Source organism: Stenotrophomonas sp. YJH_SMC_37, assembly GCF_059370035.1.
This window is the reverse complement of the sequence record NZ_JCAFTG010000007.1, coordinates 180,266-205,880: the sequence shown is the minus strand read 5'-3', so window position 1 is coordinate 205,880 and position 25,615 is coordinate 180,266. Positions and strand designations below refer to the sequence as shown.

Annotated in this window: 24 protein-coding genes; 17 read left to right on the top strand and 7 right to left on the bottom strand. The window is 67.3% G+C overall.

What is annotated here, in order from left to right:
• The first annotated feature begins 63 nt into the window (after positions 1-63).
• The 4 genes from cls (at position 64) to AC5P8J_RS12255 (ending at position 5,827) form a co-directional block, all read left to right on the top strand.
• Positions 64-1,482, top strand: coding sequence for a cardiolipin synthase (cls, locus tag AC5P8J_RS12270; protein WP_021203520.1), 1,419 nt, complete (start codon positions 64-66; stop codon positions 1,480-1,482).
• 45 nt (positions 1,483-1,527) lie between these two features.
• Positions 1,528-2,949, top strand: coding sequence for an FAD/NAD(P)-binding protein (locus AC5P8J_RS12265; protein WP_227853717.1), 1,422 nt, complete (start codon positions 1,528-1,530; stop codon positions 2,947-2,949).
• Positions 2,950-2,958: 9 nt separating this feature from the next.
• Positions 2,959-5,151, top strand: coding sequence for a DNA helicase II (gene uvrD, locus AC5P8J_RS12260; RefSeq protein WP_227853718.1), 2,193 nt, complete (start codon positions 2,959-2,961; stop codon positions 5,149-5,151).
• Positions 5,152-5,272: 121 nt separating this feature from the next.
• Positions 5,273-5,827, top strand: a complete 555-nt coding sequence (locus AC5P8J_RS12255) for a hypothetical protein (protein ID WP_155030348.1) — start codon at positions 5,273-5,275, stop codon at positions 5,825-5,827.
• 81 nt (positions 5,828-5,908) lie between these two features.
• On the opposite strand, the gene AC5P8J_RS12250 is transcribed toward AC5P8J_RS12255, so the two are convergent.
• Positions 5,909-6,055, bottom strand: coding sequence for a hypothetical protein (locus AC5P8J_RS12250; protein ID WP_195763046.1), 147 nt, complete (start codon positions 6,053-6,055; stop codon positions 5,909-5,911).
• Positions 6,056-6,238: 183 nt separating this feature from the next.
• On the opposite strand from AC5P8J_RS12250, the gene AC5P8J_RS12245 reads away from it, so the two are divergent.
• Positions 6,239-6,685: a universal stress protein gene (locus AC5P8J_RS12245; RefSeq protein ID WP_005420335.1), complete on the top strand. Its 447-nt coding sequence runs from the start codon at positions 6,239-6,241 to the stop codon at positions 6,683-6,685.
• Between the two features lie 160 nt (positions 6,686-6,845).
• Here the strand turns inward: AC5P8J_RS12245 and AC5P8J_RS12240 are convergent, their stop codons facing one another.
• Positions 6,846-7,130, bottom strand: coding sequence for a DUF2782 domain-containing protein (locus tag AC5P8J_RS12240; RefSeq protein ID WP_005411628.1), 285 nt, complete (start codon positions 7,128-7,130; stop codon positions 6,846-6,848).
• A gap of 98 nt (positions 7,131-7,228) precedes the next feature.
• On the opposite strand from AC5P8J_RS12240, the gene polA reads away from it, so the two are divergent.
• Both polA and AC5P8J_RS12230 read left to right on the top strand, forming a co-directional pair.
• Positions 7,229-10,003 (top strand): DNA polymerase I, encoded by a 2,775-nt coding sequence (polA, locus tag AC5P8J_RS12235; protein ID WP_227853719.1) that lies wholly within the window; start codon positions 7,229-7,231, stop codon positions 10,001-10,003.
• 328 nt (positions 10,004-10,331) lie between these two features.
• Positions 10,332-10,811, top strand: coding sequence for a DUF421 domain-containing protein (locus AC5P8J_RS12230; RefSeq protein ID WP_021203514.1), 480 nt, complete (start codon positions 10,332-10,334; stop codon positions 10,809-10,811).
• Positions 10,812-10,847: 36 nt separating this feature from the next.
• Here the strand turns inward: AC5P8J_RS12230 and hemF are convergent, their stop codons facing one another.
• From hemF to AC5P8J_RS12205, 5 genes are all read right to left on the bottom strand, one after another.
• Positions 10,848-11,744 carry an oxygen-dependent coproporphyrinogen oxidase gene (hemF, locus tag AC5P8J_RS12225; RefSeq protein ID WP_021203513.1) on the bottom strand — a complete coding sequence of 299 codons (897 nt, stop codon included), beginning with the start codon at positions 11,742-11,744 and terminating at the stop codon, positions 10,848-10,850.
• 54 nt (positions 11,745-11,798) lie between these two features.
• Complete coding sequence (locus tag AC5P8J_RS12220) at positions 11,799-13,412, bottom strand: hypothetical protein (protein WP_111102305.1); 1,614 nt, start codon at positions 13,410-13,412, stop codon at positions 11,799-11,801.
• Positions 13,413-13,482: 70 nt separating this feature from the next.
• The gene (locus AC5P8J_RS12215) at positions 13,483-14,043 is read right to left on the bottom strand and encodes a hypothetical protein (RefSeq protein ID WP_021203511.1); all 561 of its coding nucleotides are present in this window, start codon (positions 14,041-14,043) and stop codon (positions 13,483-13,485) included.
• Positions 14,044-14,073: 30 nt separating this feature from the next.
• Complete coding sequence (locus AC5P8J_RS12210) at positions 14,074-14,493, bottom strand: NUDIX hydrolase (RefSeq protein ID WP_134732117.1); 420 nt, start codon at positions 14,491-14,493, stop codon at positions 14,074-14,076.
• Positions 14,490-16,859 carry a S9 family peptidase gene (locus AC5P8J_RS12205; RefSeq protein WP_227853720.1) on the bottom strand — a complete coding sequence of 790 codons (2,370 nt, stop codon included), beginning with the start codon at positions 16,857-16,859 and terminating at the stop codon, positions 14,490-14,492. Before AC5P8J_RS12205 ends, AC5P8J_RS12210 begins: the two co-directional genes overlap by 4 nt.
• A gap of 167 nt (positions 16,860-17,026) precedes the next feature.
• On the opposite strand from AC5P8J_RS12205, the gene AC5P8J_RS12200 reads away from it, so the two are divergent.
• From AC5P8J_RS12200 to AC5P8J_RS12155, 10 genes are all read left to right on the top strand, one after another.
• A complete protein-coding gene (locus AC5P8J_RS12200) occupies positions 17,027-17,356 on the top strand; it encodes a hypothetical protein (RefSeq protein ID WP_010482336.1) in 330 nt (109 codons plus the stop codon).
• 37 nt (positions 17,357-17,393) lie between these two features.
• The gene (locus AC5P8J_RS12195) at positions 17,394-18,047 is read left to right on the top strand and encodes an RNA polymerase sigma factor (protein ID WP_495216836.1); all 654 of its coding nucleotides are present in this window, start codon (positions 17,394-17,396) and stop codon (positions 18,045-18,047) included.
• On the top strand, positions 18,044-18,259 hold the full coding sequence (locus AC5P8J_RS12190; RefSeq protein WP_021203506.1) for a hypothetical protein: 216 nt from the start codon (positions 18,044-18,046) through the stop codon (positions 18,257-18,259). Before AC5P8J_RS12195 ends, AC5P8J_RS12190 begins: the two co-directional genes overlap by 4 nt.
• 321 nt (positions 18,260-18,580) lie before the next feature.
• Positions 18,581-19,876, top strand: a complete 1,296-nt coding sequence (locus tag AC5P8J_RS12185; RefSeq protein WP_495216835.1) for an ABC transporter permease — start codon at positions 18,581-18,583, stop codon at positions 19,874-19,876.
• 1 nt (position 19,877) lies between these two features.
• Positions 19,878-21,077, top strand: a complete 1,200-nt coding sequence (locus tag AC5P8J_RS12180) for an ABC transporter permease (protein WP_227853723.1) — start codon at positions 19,878-19,880, stop codon at positions 21,075-21,077.
• 129 nt (positions 21,078-21,206) lie between these two features.
• Positions 21,207-22,604 (top strand): cytochrome ubiquinol oxidase subunit I, encoded by a 1,398-nt coding sequence (locus AC5P8J_RS12175; RefSeq protein WP_478436103.1) that lies wholly within the window; start codon positions 21,207-21,209, stop codon positions 22,602-22,604.
• A 1-nt stretch (position 22,605) separates the two neighbouring features.
• Positions 22,606-23,619 carry a cytochrome d ubiquinol oxidase subunit II gene (gene cydB, locus AC5P8J_RS12170; protein WP_197575346.1) on the top strand — a complete coding sequence of 338 codons (1,014 nt, stop codon included), beginning with the start codon at positions 22,606-22,608 and terminating at the stop codon, positions 23,617-23,619.
• 215 nt (positions 23,620-23,834) lie between these two features.
• Positions 23,835-24,578 carry a beta-ketoacyl synthase chain length factor gene (locus tag AC5P8J_RS12165; RefSeq protein ID WP_019661717.1) on the top strand — a complete coding sequence of 248 codons (744 nt, stop codon included), beginning with the start codon at positions 23,835-23,837 and terminating at the stop codon, positions 24,576-24,578.
• Positions 24,571-25,368: a lysophospholipid acyltransferase family protein gene (locus AC5P8J_RS12160; RefSeq protein ID WP_021203501.1), complete on the top strand. Its 798-nt coding sequence runs from the start codon at positions 24,571-24,573 to the stop codon at positions 25,366-25,368. The genes AC5P8J_RS12165 and AC5P8J_RS12160 overlap by 8 nt, the downstream gene beginning before the upstream one ends.
• Entirely contained in the window at positions 25,355-25,612 is a 258-nt protein-coding gene (locus AC5P8J_RS12155) for a phosphopantetheine-binding protein (RefSeq protein WP_005411610.1), read from the top strand. The genes AC5P8J_RS12160 and AC5P8J_RS12155 overlap by 14 nt, the downstream gene beginning before the upstream one ends.
• Positions 25,613-25,615: the final 3 nt, after the last annotated feature.

Here is a 25,615-nt window from a genome sequence, read left to right as displayed (position 1 = left end):
CATGGCTCGACTCTACAAATCCTGCTGGGCAGAATGGCCCATCACCTCCCGACGGGCGACGCGATGCTGTTCGAGTGGTTGCTGGGTTCGTATCTGCTGCTGATCGACTGGCTGATCCGGCTGGTCGCGCTGTGCTGGATTCCCACCCGCACCACGCCGGGGGCGGCGCGCAGCTGGCTGCTGCTGGTGGGCTTCGTGCCGCTGCTGGGCCTGCCGCTGTACCTGCTGTTCGGCCACCCGTGGCTGTCGCGCGAGCGCATCCGCCGCCAGGCCGAGGCCTCGCAGGTCATCCGCGAGGAACAGGCGCTGCAGCATCGCCTGCGCTGGACCCCGCAGCCGGACACCGCCAGCGCCGAGATCGTGCCGCTGGTGCAGCGCCAGGGCGACTTCATGCCGGTGCACGGCAACGCCGTCGATCTGCTGACCGACTACGACGAATCGCTGCACACGCTGATCGCCGACATCGACCAGGCCGAAGACCGCGTGCACCTGCTGTACTACCTGATGTTCGACGACGCGGTGGGCGAGGCGATCGTCGAGGCGCTGCAGCGTGCGGCTGCACGTGGCGTGCAATGCCGCGTGCTGCTCGACGCAGTAGGCGCCAAGCGCGGCCTGCGCGCCTATCGCAAGCGCCTGGAAGCGCGCGACATCGAAGTGCGCGCGATGCTGCCCGGTGGCCTGCGCTGGCGCCGCAGCGGGCGCATGGACCTGCGCAATCACCGCAAGATAGCGGTGATCGACAACGAAGTGGCCTATGTCGGTTCGCAGAACCTGGCCGGTCCGCAGTTCGTGCCCGGCCACCCGAACCGCGAGCTGGTGGCGCGCGTGCGTGGCCCGGCCGTGGCGCATCTGGAAGCGGTGTTCGCCAGCGACTGGTACATGGAAACCGGCCAGCGCCTGGACGTGATCGCCGATGTGCCCGAGTGCAGCGACGACATCGCCACCCAGCTGCTGCCCAGCGGTCCCGCCTATCCCTACAGCAACGCACGCGATGCAGTGGCGGCGCTGATCCACCTGGCGCGGCGCCGGCTGGTGATGGTCACCCCGTATTTCGTGCCCGACGAAGCCACGCTGAGCGCCTTGCGCATTGCGGCCTTGTCCGGCGTGCAGGTGCAACTGATCCTTTCGGCCAGCAACAACCAGCGGCTGACGTCATGGGCGCAGGAGGCCTACTACGACGAGCTGCTGCGCTGTGGCGTGCGCATCGCGCTGTACGAACCGCAGTTCCTGCACGCCAAGCACATGAGCGTGGACGAGGACATCGCCGTACTCGGCTCGATCAACATGGATATCCGTTCGTTCGCGCTGAATGCCGAGATCGGCCTGATCTGCTACGACCACGCGCTGGTGAAGCAGTTGTGCGCGATCGAGGACGGCTACCTGCGTGAGTCGCGGCAGCTGGACCTGCAGCAGTGGCGCAGCCGCCCCACGTGGCGGCGCAGCCGCGAAGGCATCGCACGGCTGGCCGATGCGTTGATGTGAAACGGCGGCAACCGCCCGCTTCGGCAACCCGGCCCGTCATCGCCGATGGCCTACAATCGGCGCATGACTGATTCACCGCGTAATGGCGAACTGGACCTGGCAATCATCGGTGGTGGTGCGGCCGGGGTGCTGGTGGCGATCCAGGTGTTGCGCCAGGCCCAGGCGCCGCTGGCGCTGGCCATCTTCGAACCGGCTTCGCAGCTGGCGCAGGGCATCGCCTATGCCACGCCGTGGCCGGAGCACCTGCTGAACGTGCCGGCGGCGAAGATGAGTGCGTTTGCCGACCAGCCTGGCGATTTCCTCGACTACCTGATGGCCGCCAACGCCTACCCGGGCGAGGCGCGCGAGGTGCTGGGCGAGCGTTACGTGTGTCGCCATTACTTTGCTGCCTACCTGCAGCAGCGCCTGCAGGAGGCCGCCGCGGCGAGCCCGGCGCAGCTGCAGGTGATCGCGCAGCCGGTACTGGGCCTGCAGCCTGATGACCACGGCTACCAGCTGACACTCGGCGATGGCAGCACGCTGCATGCCGCGCAGGCGGTGCTCGCCACCGGCAACAGCATGCGGCCGCTGCCGGTGGCCGGTGCCGACGCACTGCCCGCCGATGACGTGATCGAGGCCTGGGACTACGACGGTGTGCGTACCCTGGCCGGCGACCAGGCCGTGGCCATTGTCGGCTCCGGCCTGAGCATGGCCGACACCGTGCTGGCGCTGGTCGCCGCCGGTCATACCGGCCCGCTGCATGTGATCTCGCGCCATGGCCTGCTGCCGTTGCCGCACGCGCACGGCGGCCTGCCCAGCTTCGATCCGGCGGTGCTGCTGCCGATGAACCTGCGCCAGCGCCTGCGTGCGCTGCGTGGCTTCGCCCGTCAAGCGCAGGCCGATGGCCTGCCGTGGCAGGGCGTGATGGACCGCATCCGTCCGCACGGGCAGGCGCTGTGGTGCAGCCTCGACGAGGCCGACCAGCGTCGTTTCCTGCGCCATGTGGTGCGCTACTGGGACGTGCATCGCCACCGCATCGCCGAAGAGGTCGACGCACAGCTGCAGGCGCTGACCGAAAGCGGCCAACTGCGCATTCACCGGTCCCGCCTGCAATCCGTCGGCCGCGAAGGCGATGCCCTGCGGCTGTCGGGTCGCGATGCCAACGGCAATGAACAGCACTGGACGATCAGCGGGGTGATCAACGCCACCGGCGTGGAAACCCGCGCCAGCGCGCTGCGCAATCCGCTGCTGCAGCAGCTGCAGGCCGATGGCCTGGCCCGCCCCGGCCCGCATGGGCTGGGCCTGGACAGCACGGTGCCGGGCGACCGCCTGCGTGCGGCCGGTGGCCAGTCGCAGGCACGGCTGGGCGTACTCGGCAGCCTGCGCATCGGCAGCCTGTGGGAAAGCCTGGCGGTGCCTGAACTGCGTCAGCAGGCCCAGGCACTGGCCACCGAAGTGGTCGCAGGAGCCGCGACGGCGATGCCGTAAAATGGGGGCATGGATGTCTCCCACCTGCTTGATGGCCTGAACCCGGCCCAGCGCGAAGCCGTCTCCGCTCCTCCCGGCCACCACCTGGTGCTGGCCGGTGCCGGTTCCGGCAAGACCCGCGTACTCACCCACCGCATCGCCTGGCTGCATGAAGTCGATGGCGTGCCGACCCACGGCATTTTCGCGGTGACTTTCACCAACAAGGCGGCCGGCGAGATGCGCCACCGCATCGACGCCCAGCTGCCCCATGGCAGCCGTGGCATGTGGATCGGTACCTTCCACGGCCTGGCCAACCGCCTGCTGCGCCTGCACTGGCAGGACGCCAAGCTGCCCGAAGGCTTCCAGGTGATGGACTCGGACGACCAGCTGCGGCTGGTCAAGCGCGTGGTGCAGGCGCTGGAGCTGGACGACGGCAAGTACCCGCCCAAGCAGATCGCGTGGTGGATCAACGCGCAGAAGGACGAAGGCCGCCGCCCGCAGCACATCCAGCCCGAACCGCACGACGCGTGGCTGGAAACCATGCGCCAGGCCTACATCGAGTACCAGGCACGCTGCGACCGCGCCGGCCTGGTCGACTTCGCCGAGCTGCTGCTGCGCGCGCACGAACTGCTGCGCGACAACCCGGCGCTGCTGTCGCATTACCGCGCCCGCTTCCGCGAGATCCTGGTGGACGAGTTCCAGGACACCAACGCCATCCAGTACGCCTTCGTGCGCGTGCTGGCCGGCGATTCCGGCCACGTGTTCGTGGTCGGTGACGATGACCAGGCCATCTACGGCTGGCGCGGCGCCAAGGTCGAGAACGTGCAGGCCTTCCTGCGCGATTTCCCGGGCGCGCAGACCATCCGCCTGGAGCAGAACTACCGCTCCACCGCCAACATCCTCGGCGCTGCCAACGCGGTGATCGCGCACAACCCGGATCGCATCGGCAAGCAGCTGTGGACCGACAGCGGCGACGGCGAGCCGATCGATCTGTATGCCGCGTACAACGAGATGGACGAGGCACGCTACATCGTCGAGCGCGCCCGTCAGTGGGTGCGCGACGGTGGCAGCTACACCGAAGTGGCCGTGCTCTACCGCAGCAACGCGCAGTCGCGCGCGCTGGAAGAAGCGCTGCTGAGCGAACAGGTGCCGTACCGCGTGTATGGCGGCATGCGCTTCTTCGAGCGTGCCGAAATCAAGGATGCGCTGGCCTACCTGCGCCTGCTGTCCAACCGCAACGACGACGCGGCCTTCGAGCGCGCGGTCAACACGCCCACCCGTGGCATCGGCGACCGCACACTGGACGAAGTGCGCCGCGAAGCGCGTGCGCAGGGCATCTCGCTGTGGGAAGCGACCATGCTGGTCACCCAGGGCAGCGCGCTGGCCGCACGTGCGCGCAATGCGCTGGCCGGCTTCCTGGTGCTGGTCAACGAGCTGCAGGCGCAGACCCTGCACATGACCCTGGCCGAGCGGGTGGACCACGTGCTGGCCCGCTCGCAGCTGCGCGAGCACTGGAGCAAGGAAAGCCGCAACGCGCTGGATTCGGAATCGCGTACCGACAACCTCGACGAACTGGTCTCGGTGGCCTCGCGCTTCGTGCGCCGCGCCGACGACATCGAGGAAGTGGGCGAGGACATGGACGAGCTGGTCGCGTTCCTGGCCTATGCCGCGCTGGAGGCCGGTGAGGGCCAGGCGCAGGCGGGCGAGGACGGCGTGCAGCTGATGACCCTGCACTCGGCCAAGGGCCTGGAATTCCCGCTGGTATTCCTGGCCGGCCTGGAAGAAGGCCTGTTCCCCAGCGCACGTTCGCTGGAGGAAAGCGGGCGTCTGGAAGAAGAGCGCCGCCTGGCCTACGTCGGCATCACCCGCGCGCGCCAGAAGCTGGTGCTGAGCTATGCCGAATCGCGCCGCATCCATGGCCAGGACAACTACAGCCTGCCGTCGCGCTTCCTGCGCGAGATTCCGCGCGAGCTGCTGCACGAAGTCCGCCCGAAGGTGCAGGTCTCGCGACCGGCCTCGATGGGCGCCAGCCGGGTGATGGGCCATGCCTCGATCGAGGCACCGCCGGTCAAGCTCGGCGCGCTGGTTACCCATCCCAAGTTTGGCGAAGGCATGGTGACCGACTACGAAGGCAGCGGCGCACACGCCCGCGTGCAGGTCGAATTCGCCGACGCCGGCAGCAAGTGGCTGGTGATGGCCTACGCCAACCTGACGGTGATCTGATCACCGTCGAGCGGCGGGATACCTGTAGAGCCGAGCCTATGCTCGGCTGCTTGTACCGCCAAAAGCAGCCGAGCATGGGCTCGGCTCTACAATAGGCGGCACTTCTTTCAGGAACGCTCCCATGACCGAACCCGCGCTGCACGTCACCGTGACGTTGAATGCCCGGCTGCAGCCCGAACATCGCCACGAACTGTTCGAGGACCCACTCGATGCGCTGCTGCAGGCGGCCAATGTCGGCGAGATCACCGGCGGCGGCACGGCGATGTCCGACCTGGGTGAGGTCGAATACGGCGATATCGAAGTGGCGCTGGTCGATGCCGATGGCGTGCCCAAGCTGATCGACCTGCTGGAGCAGCTGGGTGCACCGAAGGGCTCGAAGATCCAGGGCGCGGGTGAAGCCGATCGCAGCTTCGGCGTGACCGAGGGCCTGGGCATCTACCTGGATGGCCTGAACCTGCCGGACGAGGTCTACGAACAGTGCGATTCCAACCACGTGTTCGAGCAGCTGTCGGAGAACATCGACGGCCTGGGCGAGATCTGCAGCTGGTGGCAGGGCCCGAGCGAGACCGCGCTGTACATGTACGGCCAATCGTTCGAGGCGATGCGCGATGCGATTGACGGGTTCGTGGCCAGCTACCCGCTGTGCCAGAACGCGCGGATCGTGCAGATCGCCTGAAGGCGGGCCTGATGTAGAGCCGAGCCCATGCTTGGCTGCTTCGTCCGCAGCCGAGCATGGGCTCGGCTCTACAGGAGCAGGTTATCGGCCGGCTGACTGCCGGGCGTTGTCGCGCTGGGCAAGATCCTTGCCCAGGTAATAACCGCCGCAGAACAGCACGAAGGCGGCGATGAGGCTCCACAGGATGATCCTTAGCGGGGAGCGTGGTGTCGGCTTGCCGTCCTGCATGCGGGTTCTCCCAAGGCGGCGCGGCGCCGCCTACCCAGCTTGCGCCGCAGTGATCGGGTACGCAAGCCGGCGGTGCGCACACGCCGCTGCGCGGCGCCGGATTGATCCTGCTCAAGGCGCCGCCTCCACATCCGGTGTGCAATGGTGTCGTTCCCATCTGGCAGACCGCCACGGAGCCCCACCATGTACAAGCGCATCCTGATTGCCACCGACGGGTCCGAGCTGGCCGACAAGGGCCTGGCGAAGGGCCTGGAGCTGGCCAAGGACCTCAATGCCGAGGTCGATATCGTCACCGTTTCCGAGCCGTGGGCCGTCGGCATGTACGACGCCATGGGCTGGAGCGTGGGTTACATGAACAGCCCCGAGTACAAGGCCGACCGCGAGGAAGGGGCGCAGAAGGTGCTGCAGCCGGCGCTGGCCAAGGCTGCCGAGCAGGGTATCACCGCCAACCCGGTGCACGTGCTGGACCGCTACGCGGCCGACGGCATCATCGAGACGGCGGCCGAGCGCAACAGCGACCTGATCGTGATGACCTCGCACGGCCGCCGTGGCGTGACCCGCGTGCTGCTGGGCAGCCAGACTGCCGAGGTGCTGGCACGCAGCACGCTGCCGGTACTGGTCATCCGCTGATCCATACCCGCAGATTCAAGCGTTCCCGGGGAGGGACCCGACGCCGGCCGCAGGATGCGCGCCGGCGTTGTTTTTTGTGGGGGCCGGGGTGGATCCACGCATGGCGTGGATCTACTGAGTTGCAGATCTACTGAGTTGCAGGGATCCGACCCCGGTCACATCACCAGCTGTACAGCTTCCAGTACACCGGCGACACGCCATCCTTGTCGTTGTCGAATCGGCCATCGCCGTTCTTGTCGTACATGTAGAACGGGGCACCGCGCGACGGCGTCACCTTGACCATGCGCAGCTGGCCGGACACACGGTATTCCTCGATGACATCGCCGTTGTCCATAGTGCGCTTGGAGACATCGGCGCCCTTGACGTCCACCGGGGGAGCACCCGCGCCACCCATGCTGGCGCAGCCAGCGAGCAGGAGCAGGGAAGCCAGCATCAGGGTCTTCATCGGCGGGGGCCTTTGCCTGGAAAGAGCCCTGATTATGCCCCATCGCGGTGTGCGCGCCGTGTCGCCGCGGTGCAGGCACGGGCGCGTAGAATCGGCGCATGAGCAGATTAGTCCTGATCGACGGGTCCAGTTACCTGTACCGCGCGTTCCACGCGCTGCCGCCCCTGTCCAATGCACAGGGTGAGCCCACCGGCGCGCTGTTCGGCGTGGTCAACATGCTGCGTTCGACGCTGAAGGAGCGCCCGGCCTACGTCGCGTTCGTGGTCGATGCGCCCGGCAAGACCTTCCGTGATGACCTGTACGACCAGTACAAGGCCAACCGCCCGCCGATGCCCAATGAGCTGCGGAGCCAGGTCGAGCCGATGTGCCGCATCGTCGAAGCGCTGGGCATCAGCATCCTGCGCATCCCCGGCGTGGAAGCCGACGATGTGATCGGCACGCTTGCGCTGCAGGGCCTGGCGCAGGACCTGAAGGTGACCATCTCCACCGGCGACAAGGACTTCGCCCAGCTGGTGCGCCCGGGTATCGAGCTGGTCAATACCATGACCGGCAGCCGCATGGATTCCGACGCGGCGGTGATGGACAAGTTCGGCGTGCGCGCCGACCAGATCATCGACCTGCTGGCGCTGATGGGCGACGCGGTCGACAACGTGCCGGGCGTGGAGAAGTGCGGGCCGAAGACCGCTGCCAAGTGGCTGGCCGAGTACCAGCACCTGGACGGGGTGATGGCGGCCGCGCCGACCATGAAGGGCAAGATCGGCGAGAACCTCCGCGCCGCGCTGGAGCGCCTGCCGCTGAACCGCGAGCTGGTGACCATCCGCACCGACCTGGCGCTCGAGGCCAGCCCGACCAGCCTGGCGCTGCGCGAGCAGGACGTGCCGGAGCTGACCGAACTGTATACGCGCTACGGCTTCACCCAGGCCCTGAAGGAACTGGGTGCGCCTGTGCCGGCGCCGGCAGCGGCCAGCGAGGCCACCCCGAGCCTGCGCGGTACCGCGGCCGGCTTCGCGCGGGGCAGCGCCGAGGCACCGGCAGCGGACACGCTGGATCCGGCGCTGGCCGCACCAGGTGAGTACGAGACCGTTCTGACCGCCGAGCAGCTGCAGGCTTGGGTCGAGCGCCTGCAGCAGGCCGAGCTGATCAGCTTCGACACCGAAACCGATGCGCTGGACGCGATGCGCGCGCGGCTGGTGGGCATCAGCCTGGCGGTCGAGCCGGGCAGGGCGGCCTACATTCCGGTCGGCCATGATTACCCGGGGGCTCCGGTCCAGCTGCCAGCGCAGCAGGTGCTGGACGCACTGCGCCCGGCGCTGCAGGACCCGGCGAAGAAGAAGCTGGGCCAGCATGGCAAGTACGACCTGCATGTGCTGCGCCGCCACGGCGTGGGCGTGCAGGGCTACCACGACGACACCATGCTCGAGAGCTTCGTGCTCAACTCCACCGCCACCCGTCACGACATGGATTCGCTGGCCCTGCGTTACCTGGGCTACAGCACCGTCAAGTTCGAGGACGTGGCCGGCAAGGGCGCCAAGCAGATTCCGTTCTCGCAGGTGGGCATCGACGAAGCCAGCCGCTATGCGGCCGAAGACGCCGACATCACCCTGCGCCTGCATCGCGCGCTGCAGCCGCAGCTGCTGGCCGAGCCGGCGCTGGACAGCGTGTACCGCGACATCGAGATGCCGCTGGTGCCGGTGCTGGCCAGCATCGAAGCCAACGGCGTGCGGATCGACACCGACGAGCTGCGCCGGCAGAGCCAGGACCTGTCCTCGCGCATGCTGTCCGCGCAGCAGAAGGCCACCGAGCTGGCCGGCCGCAGCTTCAACCTGGATTCGCCCAAGCAGTTGCAGGCGGTGCTGTTCGACGAGTTGAAGCTGCCGGCGGTGGTGAAGACCCCGAAGGGCCAGCCCAGCACCAATGAAGAGGCGCTGGAGGCGATTGCCGACCAGCATGAACTGCCGCGGGTGATCCTCGACTACCGCGGATTGGCCAAGCTGCGCAGCACCTACACCGACAAGCTGCCGGAGATGGTCAATCCGGACACCGGCCGGGTGCACACCAGCTACCACCAGTCCGGCGCCGCTACCGGCCGCCTGTCCTCGTCGGACCCGAACCTGCAGAACATCCCGATCCGCACCGAGGACGGTCGTCGCATCCGCCGCGCGTTCATCGCCCCGGAAGGCTGCCAGCTGCTGGCCGCCGACTATTCGCAGATCGAGCTGCGGATCATGGCGCACCTGTCCGAGGACCCGGGCCTGGTGCGCGCCTTCGAGCAGGGTGCCGACGTGCACCGGGCCACCGCCGCCGAGGTGTTCGGGCGCACGCTGGAGGAGGTGACCCCGAACGAGCGCCGCGCCGCCAAGGCGATCAACTTCGGCCTGATGTACGGCATGAGCGCCTTCGGCCTGGCCCGCAACCTGGGCATCGACCGCGGCCAGGCGCAGGACTACGTGGCGCTGTACTTCAACCGCTACCCGGGCGTGCGCGACTTCATGGAGCGGATGCGCCAGCAGGCCCGCGACCAGGGCTATGTGGAAACCCTGTTCGGCCGCCGCCTGTACCTGAACGACATCCACGCCCGCAACCAGGGCCTGCGTGCCGGGGCCGAGCGCGCCGCGATCAACGCGCCGATGCAGGGCACAGCCGCCGACATCATCAAGCGCGCGATGGTGGATGTGGACCAGTGGCTGCGCGACAGCGGGGCACCGGCACGGATGATCCTGCAGGTGCACGATGAACTGGTGTTCGAAACCGAAAGCAGTTTCGTCGAAGACTTGCGCTTGCAGGTGGTGGAACGCATGTCGCAAGCGGCCAAACTGCGGGTGCCGCTGGTGGTCGATACGGGCGTCGGCAGCAACTGGGATGAAGCGCACTGACCGCATTCCGGGCCGAAAACGACGTGAATTTGTTCATGAGTCGGGGGTTTCTGACTCGACCATGAATGTTGCCCCGATTGAATTTCATTAAATGGGGCCCCTTCACGAACCGTTAGTGTTCGGAGTGCTTCTATAACTCCCGACAGGCGCAATGCCTGTTGTGGATCTCTCCCATCCCCTGGAGCAGATCTCGGAACGGGGACTCCTCCCCAAGTGCCCGTTCCCCGGCCCCGTTGACCTCCCCCTGGTCAGCGGGGCTTTTTATTTGTGCCGTTGCCAGACGCCATCGCCTGCGCCACGCTGGGCCACCGTTCCGCAGGGGAAGACCATGCCCGACCTGTTCGCCCTGGCCATGCCGTGGTGGGAATTCATCCTGCGCGCGGTGGTGGTCTACGTCGTGGTGCTGGGCATGGTCCGGCTGGGCGGCAAGCGGGCTCTGGGGCAGATCACGCCGTTCGACGTGCTGCTGATCGTGCTGCTGGGCAACGCGGTGCAGAACGCGCTGCTGGGCACGGATACCTCGCTGGGCGGCGGCCTGCTGCTGGCGGCGACCCTGATCCTGCTGAACTACGGGGTGGGCTGGCTCACCACCCGGAATCGGCGCATGGAGCGGTTGATCGAAGGAGAACCCACCGTAATCGCGCGCGATGGTCGCCTGTTCGAGGCGGTACTTCGCCGCGAGCTGATCAGCCGCGCCGACTTCGATGCCGCGCTGCGCCAGCAGGGCGGGCTGCAGATTGAAGATGTGCAGATTGCCCTGCTGGAGACGACAGGGCACATCACCATCATCGCGCGGAAGGGCAGCTGACCAGCGCCGAGCCCACGCCCCGCGCGACGACACCCCTTAGAGCCAGTCGCGCGGCACCAGGTAGTCGGCCAGGCGCGATTCGGGGCTGCCGGGTTCGGGCGAGAAGCCGTACTCCCAGCGCACCCGCGGCGGCAGGCTCATCAGGATGCTTTCGCTGCGGCCACCGCTCTGCAGCCCGAACAGGGTGCCGCGGTCGTAGACCAGGTTGAATTCCACGTAGCGGCCGCGGCGGTACAGCTGGAACTCGCGTTCGCGCTCGCCATAGATGGCGTCCTTGCGCTGCTGCACGATCGGCAGGTAGGCGTCGAGGAAGCCATCGCCGACCGCGCGCAGATAATCGAAATCGCGCTCGAAGTCGCCGTGCAGGTCGTCGAAGAACAGACCGCCGACGCCGCGCGTTTCGTTGCGGTGGCGCAGGAAGAAGTACTCATCACACCAGCGCTTGTGCGCGGCGTAGCGTTCGTCGCCGAACGGTGCACACAGATCGCGTGCGACCCGGTGCCAGTGCTGCACGTCCTCGTCGAACGGGTAGAACGGGGTCAGGTCGAAGCCGCCGCCGAACCAGCTGGCCACCACTTCACCGTCGCGCTGCGCCTGGAAGAAGCGCACGTTGGCATGGGTGGTCGGCACGTATGGGTTGAGCGGGTGGAACACCAGCGACACGCCGGTGGCGCGCCAGGAGGCGCCCGCCAGTTCCGGGCGGTTGGCCGAGGCCGACGGCGGCAGGCGGCTGCCAGCAACGTCGGAGAAGCCGATGCCGGCCTGCTCGAACACCGCACCGTCGCGCAGCACGCGGGTACGCCCGCCACCGCCCTCTGCACGCTGCCACAGGTCTTCTTGGAAGCGGGCCCGGCCATCGACGGCCTCGATCGCCGCACAGATGCGGTCCTGCAGGTCGGTGAGGTAGGTGCGCACGCGCTCGAATTCGTTCATGGCGCGTACTTTACCGCAGGGCCAGGCCAACGCTGCGGACAGGCCCTGGCAGGCTCAGCGCTTGCGGTTGGAAGCGCGCGGCGCCGGAGTGTCCTCGGCCGTCGCTTCGTCCACCGCCTCCTGCAGGACGCGGCCCAGCTCCAGGGCGCTCCAGTTTCCGGTGTCCAGCACGTCGCAGGCGACGTGGCGCCCGCTGCGGTCGGCGGCACACAGCCGCTCCAGCGTCGCATGGGCGTCGACGTCGCTGCTGCGGCCCTGCGCTGCGACCAGGTTTTCGCAGCCCTCGCGCACGCCGGCACGGCACACGGTGGTGTAGTGCTCTGCCGCCTGTCGCCACTGGCCGGACAGCGCAAGACGGTTGCCAAGAATGTTGCAGCCCTGCAGCTTGCCCTGCGCGCAGCAGGCTTCGGCACCGCCGCTGGCCAGCGCCTGCGGGCAGTCCTGCGGCAGCGGCAGCACCGTGTAGTGTTTCGGCGGGCTGCAGGTGCTCGCGCCCTCGCCGGTCGGCACGAACACCTGGAAGCGTGTCCACGTGTCCAGGCCCAGCAGCTGGCCCCCGGGCAACGGCCGCAGCACGAAGTCGCCGCCCTTGTCGTGGCGGATGCGGATGTCGCCGTCTTCGACACGAGCACGCAGCTGGCTGTCCCAGCCGATGCCGACCCGTCCTGCATCGCCGAAGTCCAGCGTATCCATCAGGCCACCTGCGGCGCGGAAGGTGCCGCAGGGCAGCGCCGTAGCCGGCTGCGGTCGCAACGAGGCGCCCAGCGCCTGCAATGCAGGCAGGCGCTCGCAGGCGGCGCTGTCCTTGCCGGGCGCGCACGCTGTGGTCAGTGCCTGCACCGCCTGCAAGGGGTCGCCGGATTCCCACGAGAGCTCGGCCACGCGGCTGCAGAAGCCGCCATGGCCGACCTGCTGGCACAACTGCAACAGCTGCTGGCGCTGCGCGGCCGGCACCACTACCGGCGTGGAGGGTGACAGCACGGAGCTCACGGCTTCGACCATCGCCGCACCCATCGCGGCCTTGACGATCTGCTCCCGCAGCGCCGGATCCGCTTCCAGCGCCGCTGCGCAGGCCGGTGTCTCGTTGCTGAAGCCGCCATTCCGGCACGGCACAGGCAGTTCGATGCCGGCCAGTGCGGTATCGAGGAGGGCCTGTTGCTGCGCCTCATCCGGCGTGGCCGGCGCCCTGGCCTCGTCATGCCAGCGATCGGCCAGCTGCAGGCACATGCCGGGCACGCCTTCCCGGCACGCCGCTGCCAGCACGGTCGGGGTCGCCTCGTGGCGGTTGTCCAGGCAGGCCGCCGCATCGGCCAGGCAGCTGCCCGCAGCCGGCGCAGCGGCTGCGGCGCACTGTGCAGGGGCCTGCAGGGTGTAGACCGTGCCGTCCACCTCGAGGGTGCGGCCACGGTCGCGCACCTGCAGCGCGCTGGGCAGGCCATATTCCAGACTCACCAGCTGCAGCTTGCCTTCGATCTGCTGGAACGCGACCGGGGTCGGAGCGCTGCCGAAGTGCTTCTGCTCGCCACGGTTGGATGAGCTGACGCGCAGCGTGCTGCTGCCTTCGTCGGCCTTGAACAGGCCGCATTGCGGTGCCTGTGCCGCGGCCACCGGCGTGGCCAGCAGCAACGCCCAGGCCAGCCAGTGGCGGTACGGTGCGAGTGAGAGCATGTCGACTCGTTGACGATCAAAAGCAAAACGCCGGGTGCTGCCGGAGGCCCTGGCCCACACCCGGCAGAACTCAGCGGAAGCGCGCGCGCACGTCGGGGCGCAGCAAGCGCCAGGCCAGCCAGCCCTGCAGGCCGAGAAGCACGAACGACATGCCGACCACGGTCAGCGTGATCAGCCAGCGTTTCAGCTGCAGCTCCTGCAGCAGGGCCGGGTCATCGGCCAGCAATGGGATGAGGTCGCGCATGAACACGTCCAGCCACCAGGCGACTGCGAAGTTGCTCAAGCCGCTCAACAGCAGCAGCACCACGAAGCTCCACAGGGCCCAGCGACGTTCACGCAGCAGGCCCCAGCTGGACACGGTCGAGGCCAGGCACAACAGCGCGACGATCATTGACGCGGCCACCGGGTGCGCCAGCAGCCAGACCAGGCTGTGCAGCTGCTGGTGCTGCACTTCGCTTTCCACCAGGTGCCACAGCGCAAGGTGGTTCAGCGGCCACAGCACCAGTCCCTGCAGCACGAAGTAGATCGTCAGCAGCAGTGACAGCCAGAACGAGGCCTGTGCCACCGGGCGCACCCAGGCGTGATAGGCCGGGGACGGCGGCGAGGGGATCGACGGGATCGACATTGACATCCGATGTCCTTGCAGTCGGCGCCCGCCTGCTCAGCGGACCGTCACCCGGGTGGCGACCGCCGGCAGGATATGGTGTTCGCTCAAGGGTGCCAAGGGCAGGCCATGCGGCGGTTGCAGCGGCACCCAGGCCAGCTCGGCGATCTCGGCGCGCGCCTGCGGCGCACCGTCCACCTGCACCCACCAGGCCTGTGCCTGCACGCGGTGGCCGGGCTCGTTTACCGCCCAGTCCTCGAACGTGCCCAGCGCGATGGCGGCATCGGCGCACAGCTGTACCCCCAGTTCCTCGTCCAGCTCCCGGGCCAGCGCCTGCAGGGGCGCTTCGCCGGGTTCGGGCTTGCCACCTGGCTGGATGAAGCGGCGTGCACCGTGCTTGCGCACCACCAGCGCCTGGCCGCGGTCATCCAGGATGACCGCAGCCACGATCCGGATCGTGGCTGCGGCGTTGCTCACTTCAGGTTCTGCTCGAACAGCTTGAGGATGCGCTTGTACTGGTCCAGCCAGGAATCGGCGCGGACGTAGCCGTGGCGCTCCAGCGGATATGGTGCGATCGACCAGTTGTCCTTGTGCAGTTCGATCAGGCGCTGGGTCAGGTTCACCGAATCCTGGAAGAACACGTTGTCATCCATCATGCCGTGGGCGATCAGCAGGTTGTCCTGCAGGTTCTGCGCATACTCGATCGGCGAGGAAACGCGGTACGCCTCCGGGTCGATGTCCGGGGTGTTGAGGATGTTGCTGGTGTAGCCGTGGTTGTAGTTGTGCCAGTCCACCACCGGGCGCAGCGCGGCGCCGGCCTTGAACGTGCCCGGTGCACGGAACAGCGCCATGAAGGTCATGAAACCGCCATAGGAACCACCGTAGATGCCGGCGTGGTCACGGTCGCCCTGCTGGGTGTCCACCAGCCAGTCCAGGCCGTCCTTGTAGTCTTCCAGTTCCGGGTGCCCCATGTTGCGGTAGATGGCCGTGCGCCAGTCGCGGCCGTAGCCCTCGCTGCCGCGGTAATCCATGTCCAACACGATGTAGCCCTTCTGCACCAGCAGGTTGTGGAACATCTGCTCGCGGAAGTAGGCCGGGTAGCGCTGGTGCACGTTCTGCAGGTAGCCGGCGCCGTGCACGAACATCACGATCGGGTACTTCTTCCCCGGCTCCTTGTTTTCGGGCTCGTAGTACTTGGCCCAGACCACGCCGGCACCGTGCTTGGACGGCACTGCCACCAGCTTCGGCTGGATCCACTGGCGTGCCTTGTAGTCGGCGGTGCGGGTGTCGGTCAGCACGCGCGCCTGGCCACCGGCACTGGGCAGTACCGCCAGCTGCGGCGGCAGGTAGGCGCCGGAGTAGCGCACCAGCAGCTGCTGGCCGTCTGGGGACAGCGAGAAGTCCTCCACGCCGTTGAGGCTGGTCAGCTCGCGCACCTGGCGGCTGCCGGTGTCGACCGCGCAGACTTCGTAGTCATGCGGCGCCTGCTGGTTGCACAGGAAGTAGAAGCCCTTGCCATCGGCCGACGGCACCGGCGCCGAGGTTTCCCACTTGCCGCTGGTCAGCGCCTGCGGCTTGGCCGTGCCGGCCTGGGTATACAGGTGCGAGAAGCCCGATTCCTCCGACAGCAGCCACAGCGTGCGGCCATCGGCCATCCAGCCGAAATCGTTGAAGCCCCAGTTGATCCAGGCGTTGTCGGTCAGGCGGTGGCGGTTCTGCACACGGCCGTCGGCAGCGTTGACGCTGATGATCCAGCGGTCCTTGTTGTCGTTGGCACGCAGCATCACCGCGGCCTGCTGGCCATCGGCGCTCCAGCGGATGCCGCCGCCCATGAAGTCGCTCATCACCTGCACGCTGCGCTCACCCTTCAGCGCGTCCTTGCCGGCCTTGCGGCGCAGTTCGGCCAGCGGGTCGGTGCTGATGCCCGGCAGGCTGGCCAGCGAGAGCTTTTCGGCCTTGCCGGTGCGCACGTCCACGTACCACAGCGTGTGCGGCTCGAAGCCGTTGCGGCCGACGCGGGTGCGGGTGTCCTCGGTTTCCTCGTAGCCCGATTCGGTCACGTACAGCGGCATCTTGCTGGTGCGGCCGTCGTCGAAGTCCTTCGGCTTGGTCACCACGATCAGGTGGGTGAGGTCCGGCGACAGCACGCTGTCGGCGATCTCCACGTCGGCGCCCAGGTACACCGGGCCCGGCGCACGCGTCGGGTCGGCCTGGCGCCAGCGCTGGTCCTGGTCCTTCAATGCCTCGCGCTGCTCGCGGTCGCGGCGCAGGGTTTCCAGCGTGCGCAGCTGCTGGTCGCGCAGCACATCGGCCTTCGGCGGCGTACGCGGATCCTTTTCGGCCTTCAGGCTGGCCACCTGCTGCACGCCGCTGGCGGCGGTCCAGTGGAACCAGTTCTGGCCGACGCGCCAGATCACGCCATTGTCGGCGGCGAAGTTCACGTTGCCCGCGCGTTCGTTGCTGCGGGTGAGCTGGGTCAGCGCGCCACTGCGCAGGTCGCGCACGAACACATCGCCATTGCGCACGAAGGCGCTGCGGCTGCGGTTGCGATCGTAGACAGGCTCGGCCACGTCCAGGGTGCCGCGCTGGTCATCGGCCACCTGCGCGGCCACGCCGCCGGTCAGCGGCTGGCGGAAGGTGTCCCGTACCGGGCTGCCGCTGCGCTTGAGCTGGTACTCCACCTGCTGGCTGTTCCACGACCACCAGGCCTTCTCGACCGGCGGACCGATCCAGTCCGGGTCGGCCATCGCCTGTTCAATGGTGATCGGCGTCGGCGCGGCGTGCGCGGCCGGTGCGGCCAGCACGGCCGACAGCAGGAGGGACAGGGGCAGCACTCGGGACATGGGCGGACGGCACCAGAAGAGGAAACCGGCCAAGGGTAGCAGCCGTCCGGGCCGGGGGCAGGGGCCACAGGTCATGGCAGCGGCATTGGCAAAGTGGCGCAACCGGTTGCCGTGGTCGCGCATCCATTCTCCTGAACCCGCATCATCCACCGAACAGGAGCCCGACCATGCAGGAATTGATCCCGATCACCCTCTTCATCTGCATCGCCTACGCGATCCATGCCATTGCCGATGCCCGCGCGCGCAGCAAGCTGGTGGCCCCGCACGTGCCGGAGGAAGTGATCCGCTCGCTGGCCGTGCTGGAAGAAGAGCGCCGCCGCCAGGGCGCGCTGCGCTGGGGCATCAGCTTGGTCAGCTTGGCCGTGGCGATGGGCCTGCTGGAGGCGATCGGTGCACGCGAGCTGACCTTCGGCGCCGCCGCTGCGATGGTCGGCAGCGCCGGCCTTGGCCAGCTGCTGGCCTGGCACTTCACCCGCCCTGCCGCGCGCAAGGGCTGAGCCAGGACATGCCACGGGCACAGGGGGCGCCCCGCGCATGAGCCTGCTCGGCGAAGCGCTGTCGGCACTTCGGGGCCGTCGCCGCAACGATGCAGCGGCGACGGCGGCACCCGCTGCACCGCTGGATTCGGACCAAGCCTTGGTGCGGGCCATCATCGATGGCTCGCAGGCGGCGTTTTCGCAGCTGGTCGAGACCCATCAACGCGCCTGCGCGCATGTGATCGGGCGCATGGTGGGCGACCGTGATCAGGTGGCCGACCTGCTGCAGGAAACCTGCCTGGCCGTGTTCCGCCAGCTGCACCGGTTCCGCTTTGAATCCTCTTTGCGCACCTGGGTTTCACGGGTGGCTTACACCACGGCGTTGCAGCACCTGCGCCGGCGACGGCTGGAGGCGCAATGGATGGTGGCGGTGGAAGTACCCGAGGAACTGGGTATTGGCGATGAAGGGCCGGGGCCGGCTGAACTGAGCGAGGCGCTGCAGGCTGGTCGCCATCTTGGCGAGGCGCTGGAACGGCTGAGTGCACCGCAGCGGCTGATCGTCGGCCTGCATTACCTGGAGGATTTCGATCTGGCCGAGATCGAGCAGGTGACTGGGCTGGCACGCGGTACCATCAAGAGCCACCTGCACCGCGCGCGCCAGGTCCTGAAGCAGGAACTGACGCGGCATGCCACTGCCGGAGAGCTGCTGTGAACCCACCCACCGACCCTCGCGATGCGGAAGAGCGCGCGCTGGCGCAGGCGTTGCGTGAGCAGGCTCAGCAGGAACAGACACCGAATGTGAGCGAGGCGCTGCAGAAGCGCATTGCCGCCGAGTCGCGCGACAGTGGCGTGGGCTATGTGGTGGTGCAGGTAATGCTGGTGGGTGCGCTGCTGGCGGCCGGCGCTTGGTACTTCTGGGTCTAGAAGAACATTGACGCCCGCAACTGCTTTGGGACGTTTCTTCCTCCAACTTCCGATCAGATATCCAAGCGTCGGGCGTTGTCTCCACGTCGGCAGTTGGCCTTTCCCGTCAGACTCCGTCACGTCGGCCTCGTCATCAGTGGCAGTCGCTCTATCCAGGGTCCGCGAGCTACGTGTGTTTCCTGAGGAAAGTTGCAAACTCCATCCCTCCGCTTGAGTCGGAGTTTCACAATCAGAGACTCTCAACCATCAGCTTCCACGGGTATGGAGTGAGAATCACATGGACAGGTGCGCCAGTAATCCAACGCCGGCTGCAGTTGGATGATGCTCTACTACATCCAGCTTTCGCTTGCCCGTTTCAAGCAACGGATCGGCACTCATCTGGCAATCGCTCTCATGCTGGGTGCGGGGGTAGGGATCACCACCGTGATGCTCTCCATTGTTCTCCAGGCATCGTCGGATCCCGCACCAGGCCGGAGCTCCGCATTGTTCCGCCCGTACCTTGACGCGCGTCCAGATGCCCTGCGCAGTGGTTCCCCGGATCCGGGACAGGCACTGACCTGGCCAGATGCGAAGGCGCTTCTGGGCCAAGGTGGGACGTGGAAACAGGCAGCAATGGCAGGGGGGGCGGTGACGCTCTCCCGGCCGGGAGCCTCCAGCGAAAGGCTGCGTGCGAGGTTCGCTACGTCCGAAGTCTTCAGTGTGCTTGGCATTGCTGTTGTTCAAGGGCGCGCATGGACCGCCGAGGAGGGGCATGCTGCGAGTCGTATAGTGGTCCTGTCGCGTGCGCTCGCCGAGCGCGAGTGTGCACAGGACTGTGTTGGTCACCGGTTGGAACTGGGCAGGCGCACCTACACTGTTGTGGGTGTCGCGGAGGACTGGCATCCGGTGCCGATGTTTCAGGGAGATCTCACACGCTGGCCGTTTGTGGAACCTGACGAGATCTACCTGCCGGTTGAGACCGCAATCGCGGACAGGCTGACTGTTGTGGACGGGACGGCGATTTGGGGAGGTGACCAGGACACGGACCCTGCAGGAGCCAACGTGTCATGGCTTCAATTGTGGGCGTGGCTGCCCACCGCGGATGATGTCGCCGCCTACCGGGCGAATCTGAATGCCTATGCACAGGCAAAGGGCCTTCGGATCGAACCAGGCACCCAGCAGGTGGCACTCTGGCCGTTGATGGAGTGGCTGGACAGGCTGGGATTGGTTCCAGAGCGGGCCAGGATGCAGCTTCGGTTGTCACTGATCCTTCTCGGTGTGTGCATCGTCAACGCGGGGGCGCTGCTGAGCTTCAGTCTGGGGCGCCGTCGGCGGGAGCTCGCGATACGACGTGCACTTGGCGCGCGACGCCGGGACGTGTTCATCCAGCTCATGTGGGAATCCATCGCGGCGGGAGCCGCAAGCAGTGCGCTCGCTGTCGTCACCTATACGCTGGGAATCCGCGTGGTTGCTGCGGGAGACGTTCTGCCCAGCGCGATAACCGCGATGCATGCTGGGGCAATGCTGATGGCCGCCGGCCTGGGAGTCGTCACGACGTTGCTCTGTTCATTGGTCCCGTCGTTTGAAATCTGCAGGGTCAGCTCCCTTTCGAATGCCTTTGCGAAGGGGGTTGCCTGAAATGATCGAATCGATGAGGGAGACTCGACGGCATTTGGGATGCGCCGCACTGCTTGCAGTGCAGGCAGCGCTTGCAAGCCTGGCATGTGCGTTCGCACTGCAATCTGCGCTGGACAGCTTCGCCAGATTGAACACCGGGAGCATCCGGGAGGCAGCATCGATTGGTGTGGTCAGGGTATCCGATGTCGAAGAAGGCGCGGATGCAGCAGTGCAGCGGGCAGACCTGTCCGCGATCCGGCTGCCCGGTGTTCAGGACACGGTTGTGAGCGACGCTGTTCCGTTCGGAGGAAGAGCCCATCGATACGGCGTATGCACCAGTGAGTCGGCCATGGTGTATTCGATGAATGCGGGTACGACAGACGTTGCCGGATGTGATCGCATTCCCGTGGTAACTGCAAGCTCTGGTCTGCTGGCGATGCTGGGCGCGGGAATCGTCCTGGGGCGGGACGCCACGGAGGACGACATGGTTGAAGGCACTCCGGTGGTGCTGATCAGTGAATCGCTGGCTGCCCGACTGTTCGGAACGGAGAGTGCTGTTGGCCGCCACCTGTATTTCGGCCCCGGCAGCAGCCGGGTCATCATGGGCGTGTTTGCCTCTGTTGCTGGACCGGCACCAGGAGGTAATGAGCGGGACTCGCAGTGGGCGCTGCTTCCGGGCCTCCCCATGGGCGCCAGTCGCTACTATCTGGCGAAGTGGAGGTCGGAGGTTGATCGTTCATCGCTTGATCGTACTGTCGATGCGCTGCAGCGGCCTTACCGGATCGTGACTCCGGCCGGTGTCGAGACCCTGGCGGGATATCGCGATGCCTACGTCAAAGCTGATCGCTTTGCTACGACCGTGCTCGCGGTCATGACGGCCGTTGTTCTCGGTGTGCTGATGGCCGGCGTTTCCGGAGTTGTAGGCGCGTGGCTTGACCGGCGCCGGTACTCCATCGGGGTTCGACGGACATTGGGTGCTCGCAGGTCCGTGATCTTCGCCGAAATCATGTTCGAGGTTTCACTGTTCACCACGCTGGGCGCCCTGCTCGGCGCGGTGTCGTTGCAGTGGGTAGGGGCGCCGCAGGACGGCATCACAGGTTCACCGTGGTTCTCGATATCGAGCGCTGTCGTGCTGGTGATGGCGGCCTGCTTGACTGCACTTGTACCCCGCGCCCTGCGAATCGCCAAGGAGCCGCCCTTGGCCTTGCTGAAGCCCCTGTAGCCCATTCATCCTGTCACCCAGCTTCCCCTGCGACAAAGTGAAGCAGCGCGTCACCCGGTCGCATCTCACCTTAACGAAATCCTCCTAAAGTGGTCCGGTATCCCACCGGTCACAGGCAGGAGGCGTCCCTTGGACGCGTTGTTGTTGTCCCGGATCCAGTTCGGATTCGTCATCAGTTTCCACGTGCTGTTCCCCGCCTTCACCATTGGCACGGCCAGCTGGCTGGCCTTCATCGAATGGCGCTGGCTGCGCACGAAGTTGCCCGTGTGGCGCGAGCTGTATTTCTTCTGGCAGAAGATCTTCGCGGTGTCGTTCGGCATGGGCGTGGTCAGCGGCATCGTCATGGCCTTCCAGTTCGGTACCAACTGGCCGCGGCTGAGCGAGGTGGCCGGCACGGTGATCGGCCCGCTGCTGACCTACGAAGTGCTGACCGCGTTCTTCCTGGAAGCCAGCTTCCTCGGCGTGATGATGTTCGGCTGGGGCCGGGTCTCGCCGCGCCTGCATTTCCTGTCCACCTGCATGGTCGCGCTGGGCACGCTGTTCTCCACGTTCTGGATCCTGTCGTCCAACAGCTGGCTGCACACGCCGGCCGGCTACGAGATGGTCAACGGCATCGTGCATCCGGTGGACTGGTGGCAGGTGGTGTTCAATCCCTCGTTCCCCTATCGCCTGGCGCACATGGCGCTGGGTTCGTTCATCACCACCTGTTTCGTGATCGGTGGCGTGGGTGCGTGGTACCTGCGCAAGGGCACGCACGTGGAAGCGGGCCGGCGCATGCTGGTGGCAGCGGTGGCGTTCGCGGCACTGACCGTGCCGGTGCAGATTTTCGTCGGCGACATGCATGGCCTGAACACGCTCAAGCACCAGCCGATGAAGATCGCGGCGGTGGAAGCGCATTGGCATGAGACCCGGGAAGGCGAGGGCGTGCCGCTGGTGGTGTTCGCGCTGCCCAACGAGAAGGAGGAGCGCAACGATTTCGAAGTGGCCATCCCGAAGCTGGGCAGCGTGATCCTCACCCACAGCCTGGACGGCACCTTCGATCCTCTCACCTCGGTACCCGCCAGCGAGCGGCCGCCGGTGACGCCGGTGTTCTTCGCCTTCCGCATCATGGTCGGGCTGGGCACGCTGATGCTGCTGCTGGCCTGGGTGTCGGCGTTCCAGTTGTGGCGCAGGAAGCTGCTGGATTCGCCGTGGCTGCTGCGCGGCTGGAACTGGATGCTGCCCAGCGGCTTCATCGCGCTGCTGTCCGGGTGGTTCGTCACCGAGATGGGCCGCCAACCGTGGGTGGTGTATGGCGTGCTGCGCACCGCTGATGCGGTCGGCCCGCAGAGCGCGTGGATGACCGCGCTGTCGCTGGCGGTCTACGTCGTTGGCTACGCCTTCGTGTTCGGCTGGGGCATCTGGTACCTGGTGAAGATCCTGCGCCACGGACCGCGTCCGCACGATGATGGGCCATCGCTGGACCACGGCAGCCACACCCCGGCACGCCCGCTGTCGGCGGCCGACGAACCGCTGGAGGAGCGCTGACATGGACCTGATGACCTGGCTGCCGGTGGCGTGGTTTGCGGTGATCGGCTTCGGCGTGCTGATGTACGTGGTGCTGGATGGCTTCGTGCTCGGCATCGGCATCCTGGCCCCGTTCGCCGAGGACGAGGAGCAGTTGGACCTGATGATGAACACCGCCGCGCCGATCTGGGACGGCAACGAGACCTGGCTGGTACTGGGCGGCGCCGGGCTGCTGGCGGCGTTCCCGAAGGCCTATGCGGTGCTGTTGTCGGCGCTGTACCTGCCGGTGCTGTTGCTGGTGGTGGCGCTGGTGTTCCGCGGCGTAGCCTTCGAGTTCCGCTTCAAGGCGCATCGATCGCGCCGGCTGTGGAGCGTGGCGTTCGGCCTCGGTTCGCTGCTGGCGACCTTTGCCCAGGGCGTGATCCTCGGCACCCTGGTGCAGGGCATCCCGCTGGTGGACGGTACCTACCAGGGCGGCGCATTCACCTGGTTCAGCCCGTTCGCGATGCTGACCGGCGCTGCGCTGGTCGCCGGCTACGCGCTGCTGGGCAGCACCTGGCTGATCCTGAAGACCGAAGGGCGCGTGCAGGCGCTGGCCCGGCAGATGACCCGGCCGCTGGTGGTGGCGGTGATCGCGGCGATGGGCCTGGTCAGCAGCTGGCTGCCGTTCCTCGATTCGCGGTTGATGGCGCGCTGGTTCAGCGACGGCAACTTCTGGTGGCTGTCGCCGGTGCCGCTGTTGACGCTGGCGGTGGCCGCCGCGCTGTGGCGCAGCGCGACCCATCCGCGCCGCGACCTGCCGCCGTTCCTGCTCAGCCTGGCCCTGTTCGTGCTCGGCTTCCTCGGCCTGGTGCTGGGCATGTGGCCCTACCTGCTGCCGCCGTCGATGACCTTGTGGCAGGCCGCCGCGCCGGCCTCCTCGCTGGGCTTCAGCCTGGTCGGCCTGGTCATTCTGCTGCCGGTCATCCTCGGCTATACGGCGTGGTCGTACCGGGTGTTCCGCGGCAAAGTGCGCGCCGATAGCGGTTACCACTGATCGATTGAAGCGGGGCCCGCTGGTGCCGGGCCCCCTGTTGTGGAATGTGAAATCTGCACACCCCGGGCGGGACGTGCTAGCGTGCGCTCCTTTCCGGCAGCCAGGGGGGCAGCCGGCGACGTCCTGGACGGACGCACGGCTGCAGGAACGGGGGGCCGCCGCGCGTCGCCGTAATGGCTCGTGCCTATCGTTCTCCCGTTGAAGCACCTTCGCTAATGATCGAATTCTCCATCGTCGACTGGGCTGCCTGGGCGCCCGGCCTGAGCGAGCGTAGCCAGTGGCTGGGCTGGGCCGATGCGCCGTATCCTCCGGTTGGCGAAGACACGCCGCCGCTCGCCGAAATCCCGGCAATGCAGCGCCGTCGAATCGAGCGGCTGGGCCGGATGGCGATCCAGGCTGCCTGCTGGTGCGAGGACGGGCAGGGCGCTGACAGCCAGGTGCCGCTGGTGTTCGCCAGCCGCCACGGCGACGTGGCCCGTTCGATGGAGCTGCTGGGGGCGCTCGCCAGCGATCAGCCCCTGTCACCGACGGGGTTCGGCCTGTCGGTGCACAACGCGATCGCCGCGCTGTATTCGATCGCGCGCGGTCACCGCGGCAACTACCTGGCGCTGGCCGCCGGCCAGGCCACGGTCGAGACCGCCTGCCTGGAAGCGGCCGGTCTGCTCGCCGATGGCGCCCGCGAAGTGCGGGTGGTGGTCTATGAGTCGCCGCTTCCTGAAATTTACGCGACGTTTGCCGACGAACCTGACCCGTTCTTTGCCTGGTGCTGGCGCTTGACGGCGCCGATGCCGGGCCAGCCGATCCTCTCCCTGCAGTGGGAGGCGGCGCCGGAGGCCACTGCCACCGCCCCGGGCACGCTGCCGCACGCGCTGGACCTGCACCGCTTTCTGCTGTCCGGCGCGCCGGCGCTGGAGCACGTGGCTCAGGGCCAGCGTTGGCGCTGGGGGCGCCGTGGCTGAGGCGCTGCGCCGTCTCGATCATGCTTGGCGGGTGCTCGGCACCGGCCTGAGCTTTGCCGCATTCGGCTTGGGCGGGCTGCTGCTCGGCGTTCTGGTGATGCCGGTGTTGCTGCTGATGCGTGATCCGGTGGCGCGGCGCCGCCGTGCCCGGCGCGTGGTCCAGGTCGCGTTCGCCAGCCATCTGCGGCTGATGCGCGGGCTGGGGGTGATGACCTACGAGATCGAGGGCGGCGAACGCCTGCAGCGCGACGGCCTGCTGGTGCTGGCCAACCACCCGACCCTGATCGACGTGGTTTGCCTGATCTCGCTGCTTCCCAACGCCGACTGCGTGGTCAAGCGGGCGGTGGCCTGCAACCCGTTCATGCGCGGCCCGGTGCGGGCTGCCGGCTACATCTCCAATGACGATGGCGCCGGCCTGGTCGATGACTGTGTGGCCGCAGTGCGCGCTGGAGGCACCCTGGTCATCTTCCCGGAAGGCACCCGCAGCGTGCCGGGGCAGCCACCGCGGCTGCAGCGCGGGGCCGCCAACATCGCCGTACGGGGCCGCATCGACGTCACCCCGGTGCGGATCACCTGCAGCCCGCCAACGCTGACCAAGGGGCAGAAGTGGTATCGTGTCCCCTCACGTCGCTTTCACGTTCGGCTGCAGATCGGCGAAGATATCCCGATCGCGCCATTTCTGGCCGAAGACGACTCGCCAAGGGGGGATGCCTTGGCGGCCCGTCGCGTCACCGAGCACCTTTCTCGTTATTTCGACCTGTCTGGAGATCCGAACCGTGCAAGCACTTGAGCACGAGATCAAGGAATTGATCATTTCCTCCCTTTCGCTGGAGGACATCACGCCGGAGGACATCGATCCGACCGCGCCGCTGTTCGTCGAGGGCCTCGGCCTGGATTCGATCGACGCGCTGGAGCTGGGACTGGCGCTGCAGAAGAAGTACGGTGTCAGCCTCTCGGCCGATTCGGAAGAAACCCGTCGCCATTTCTCCAGCGTGCGCGCGCTCGGCGAGTTCGTCGCCGCCCGCCAGTCGTAACGG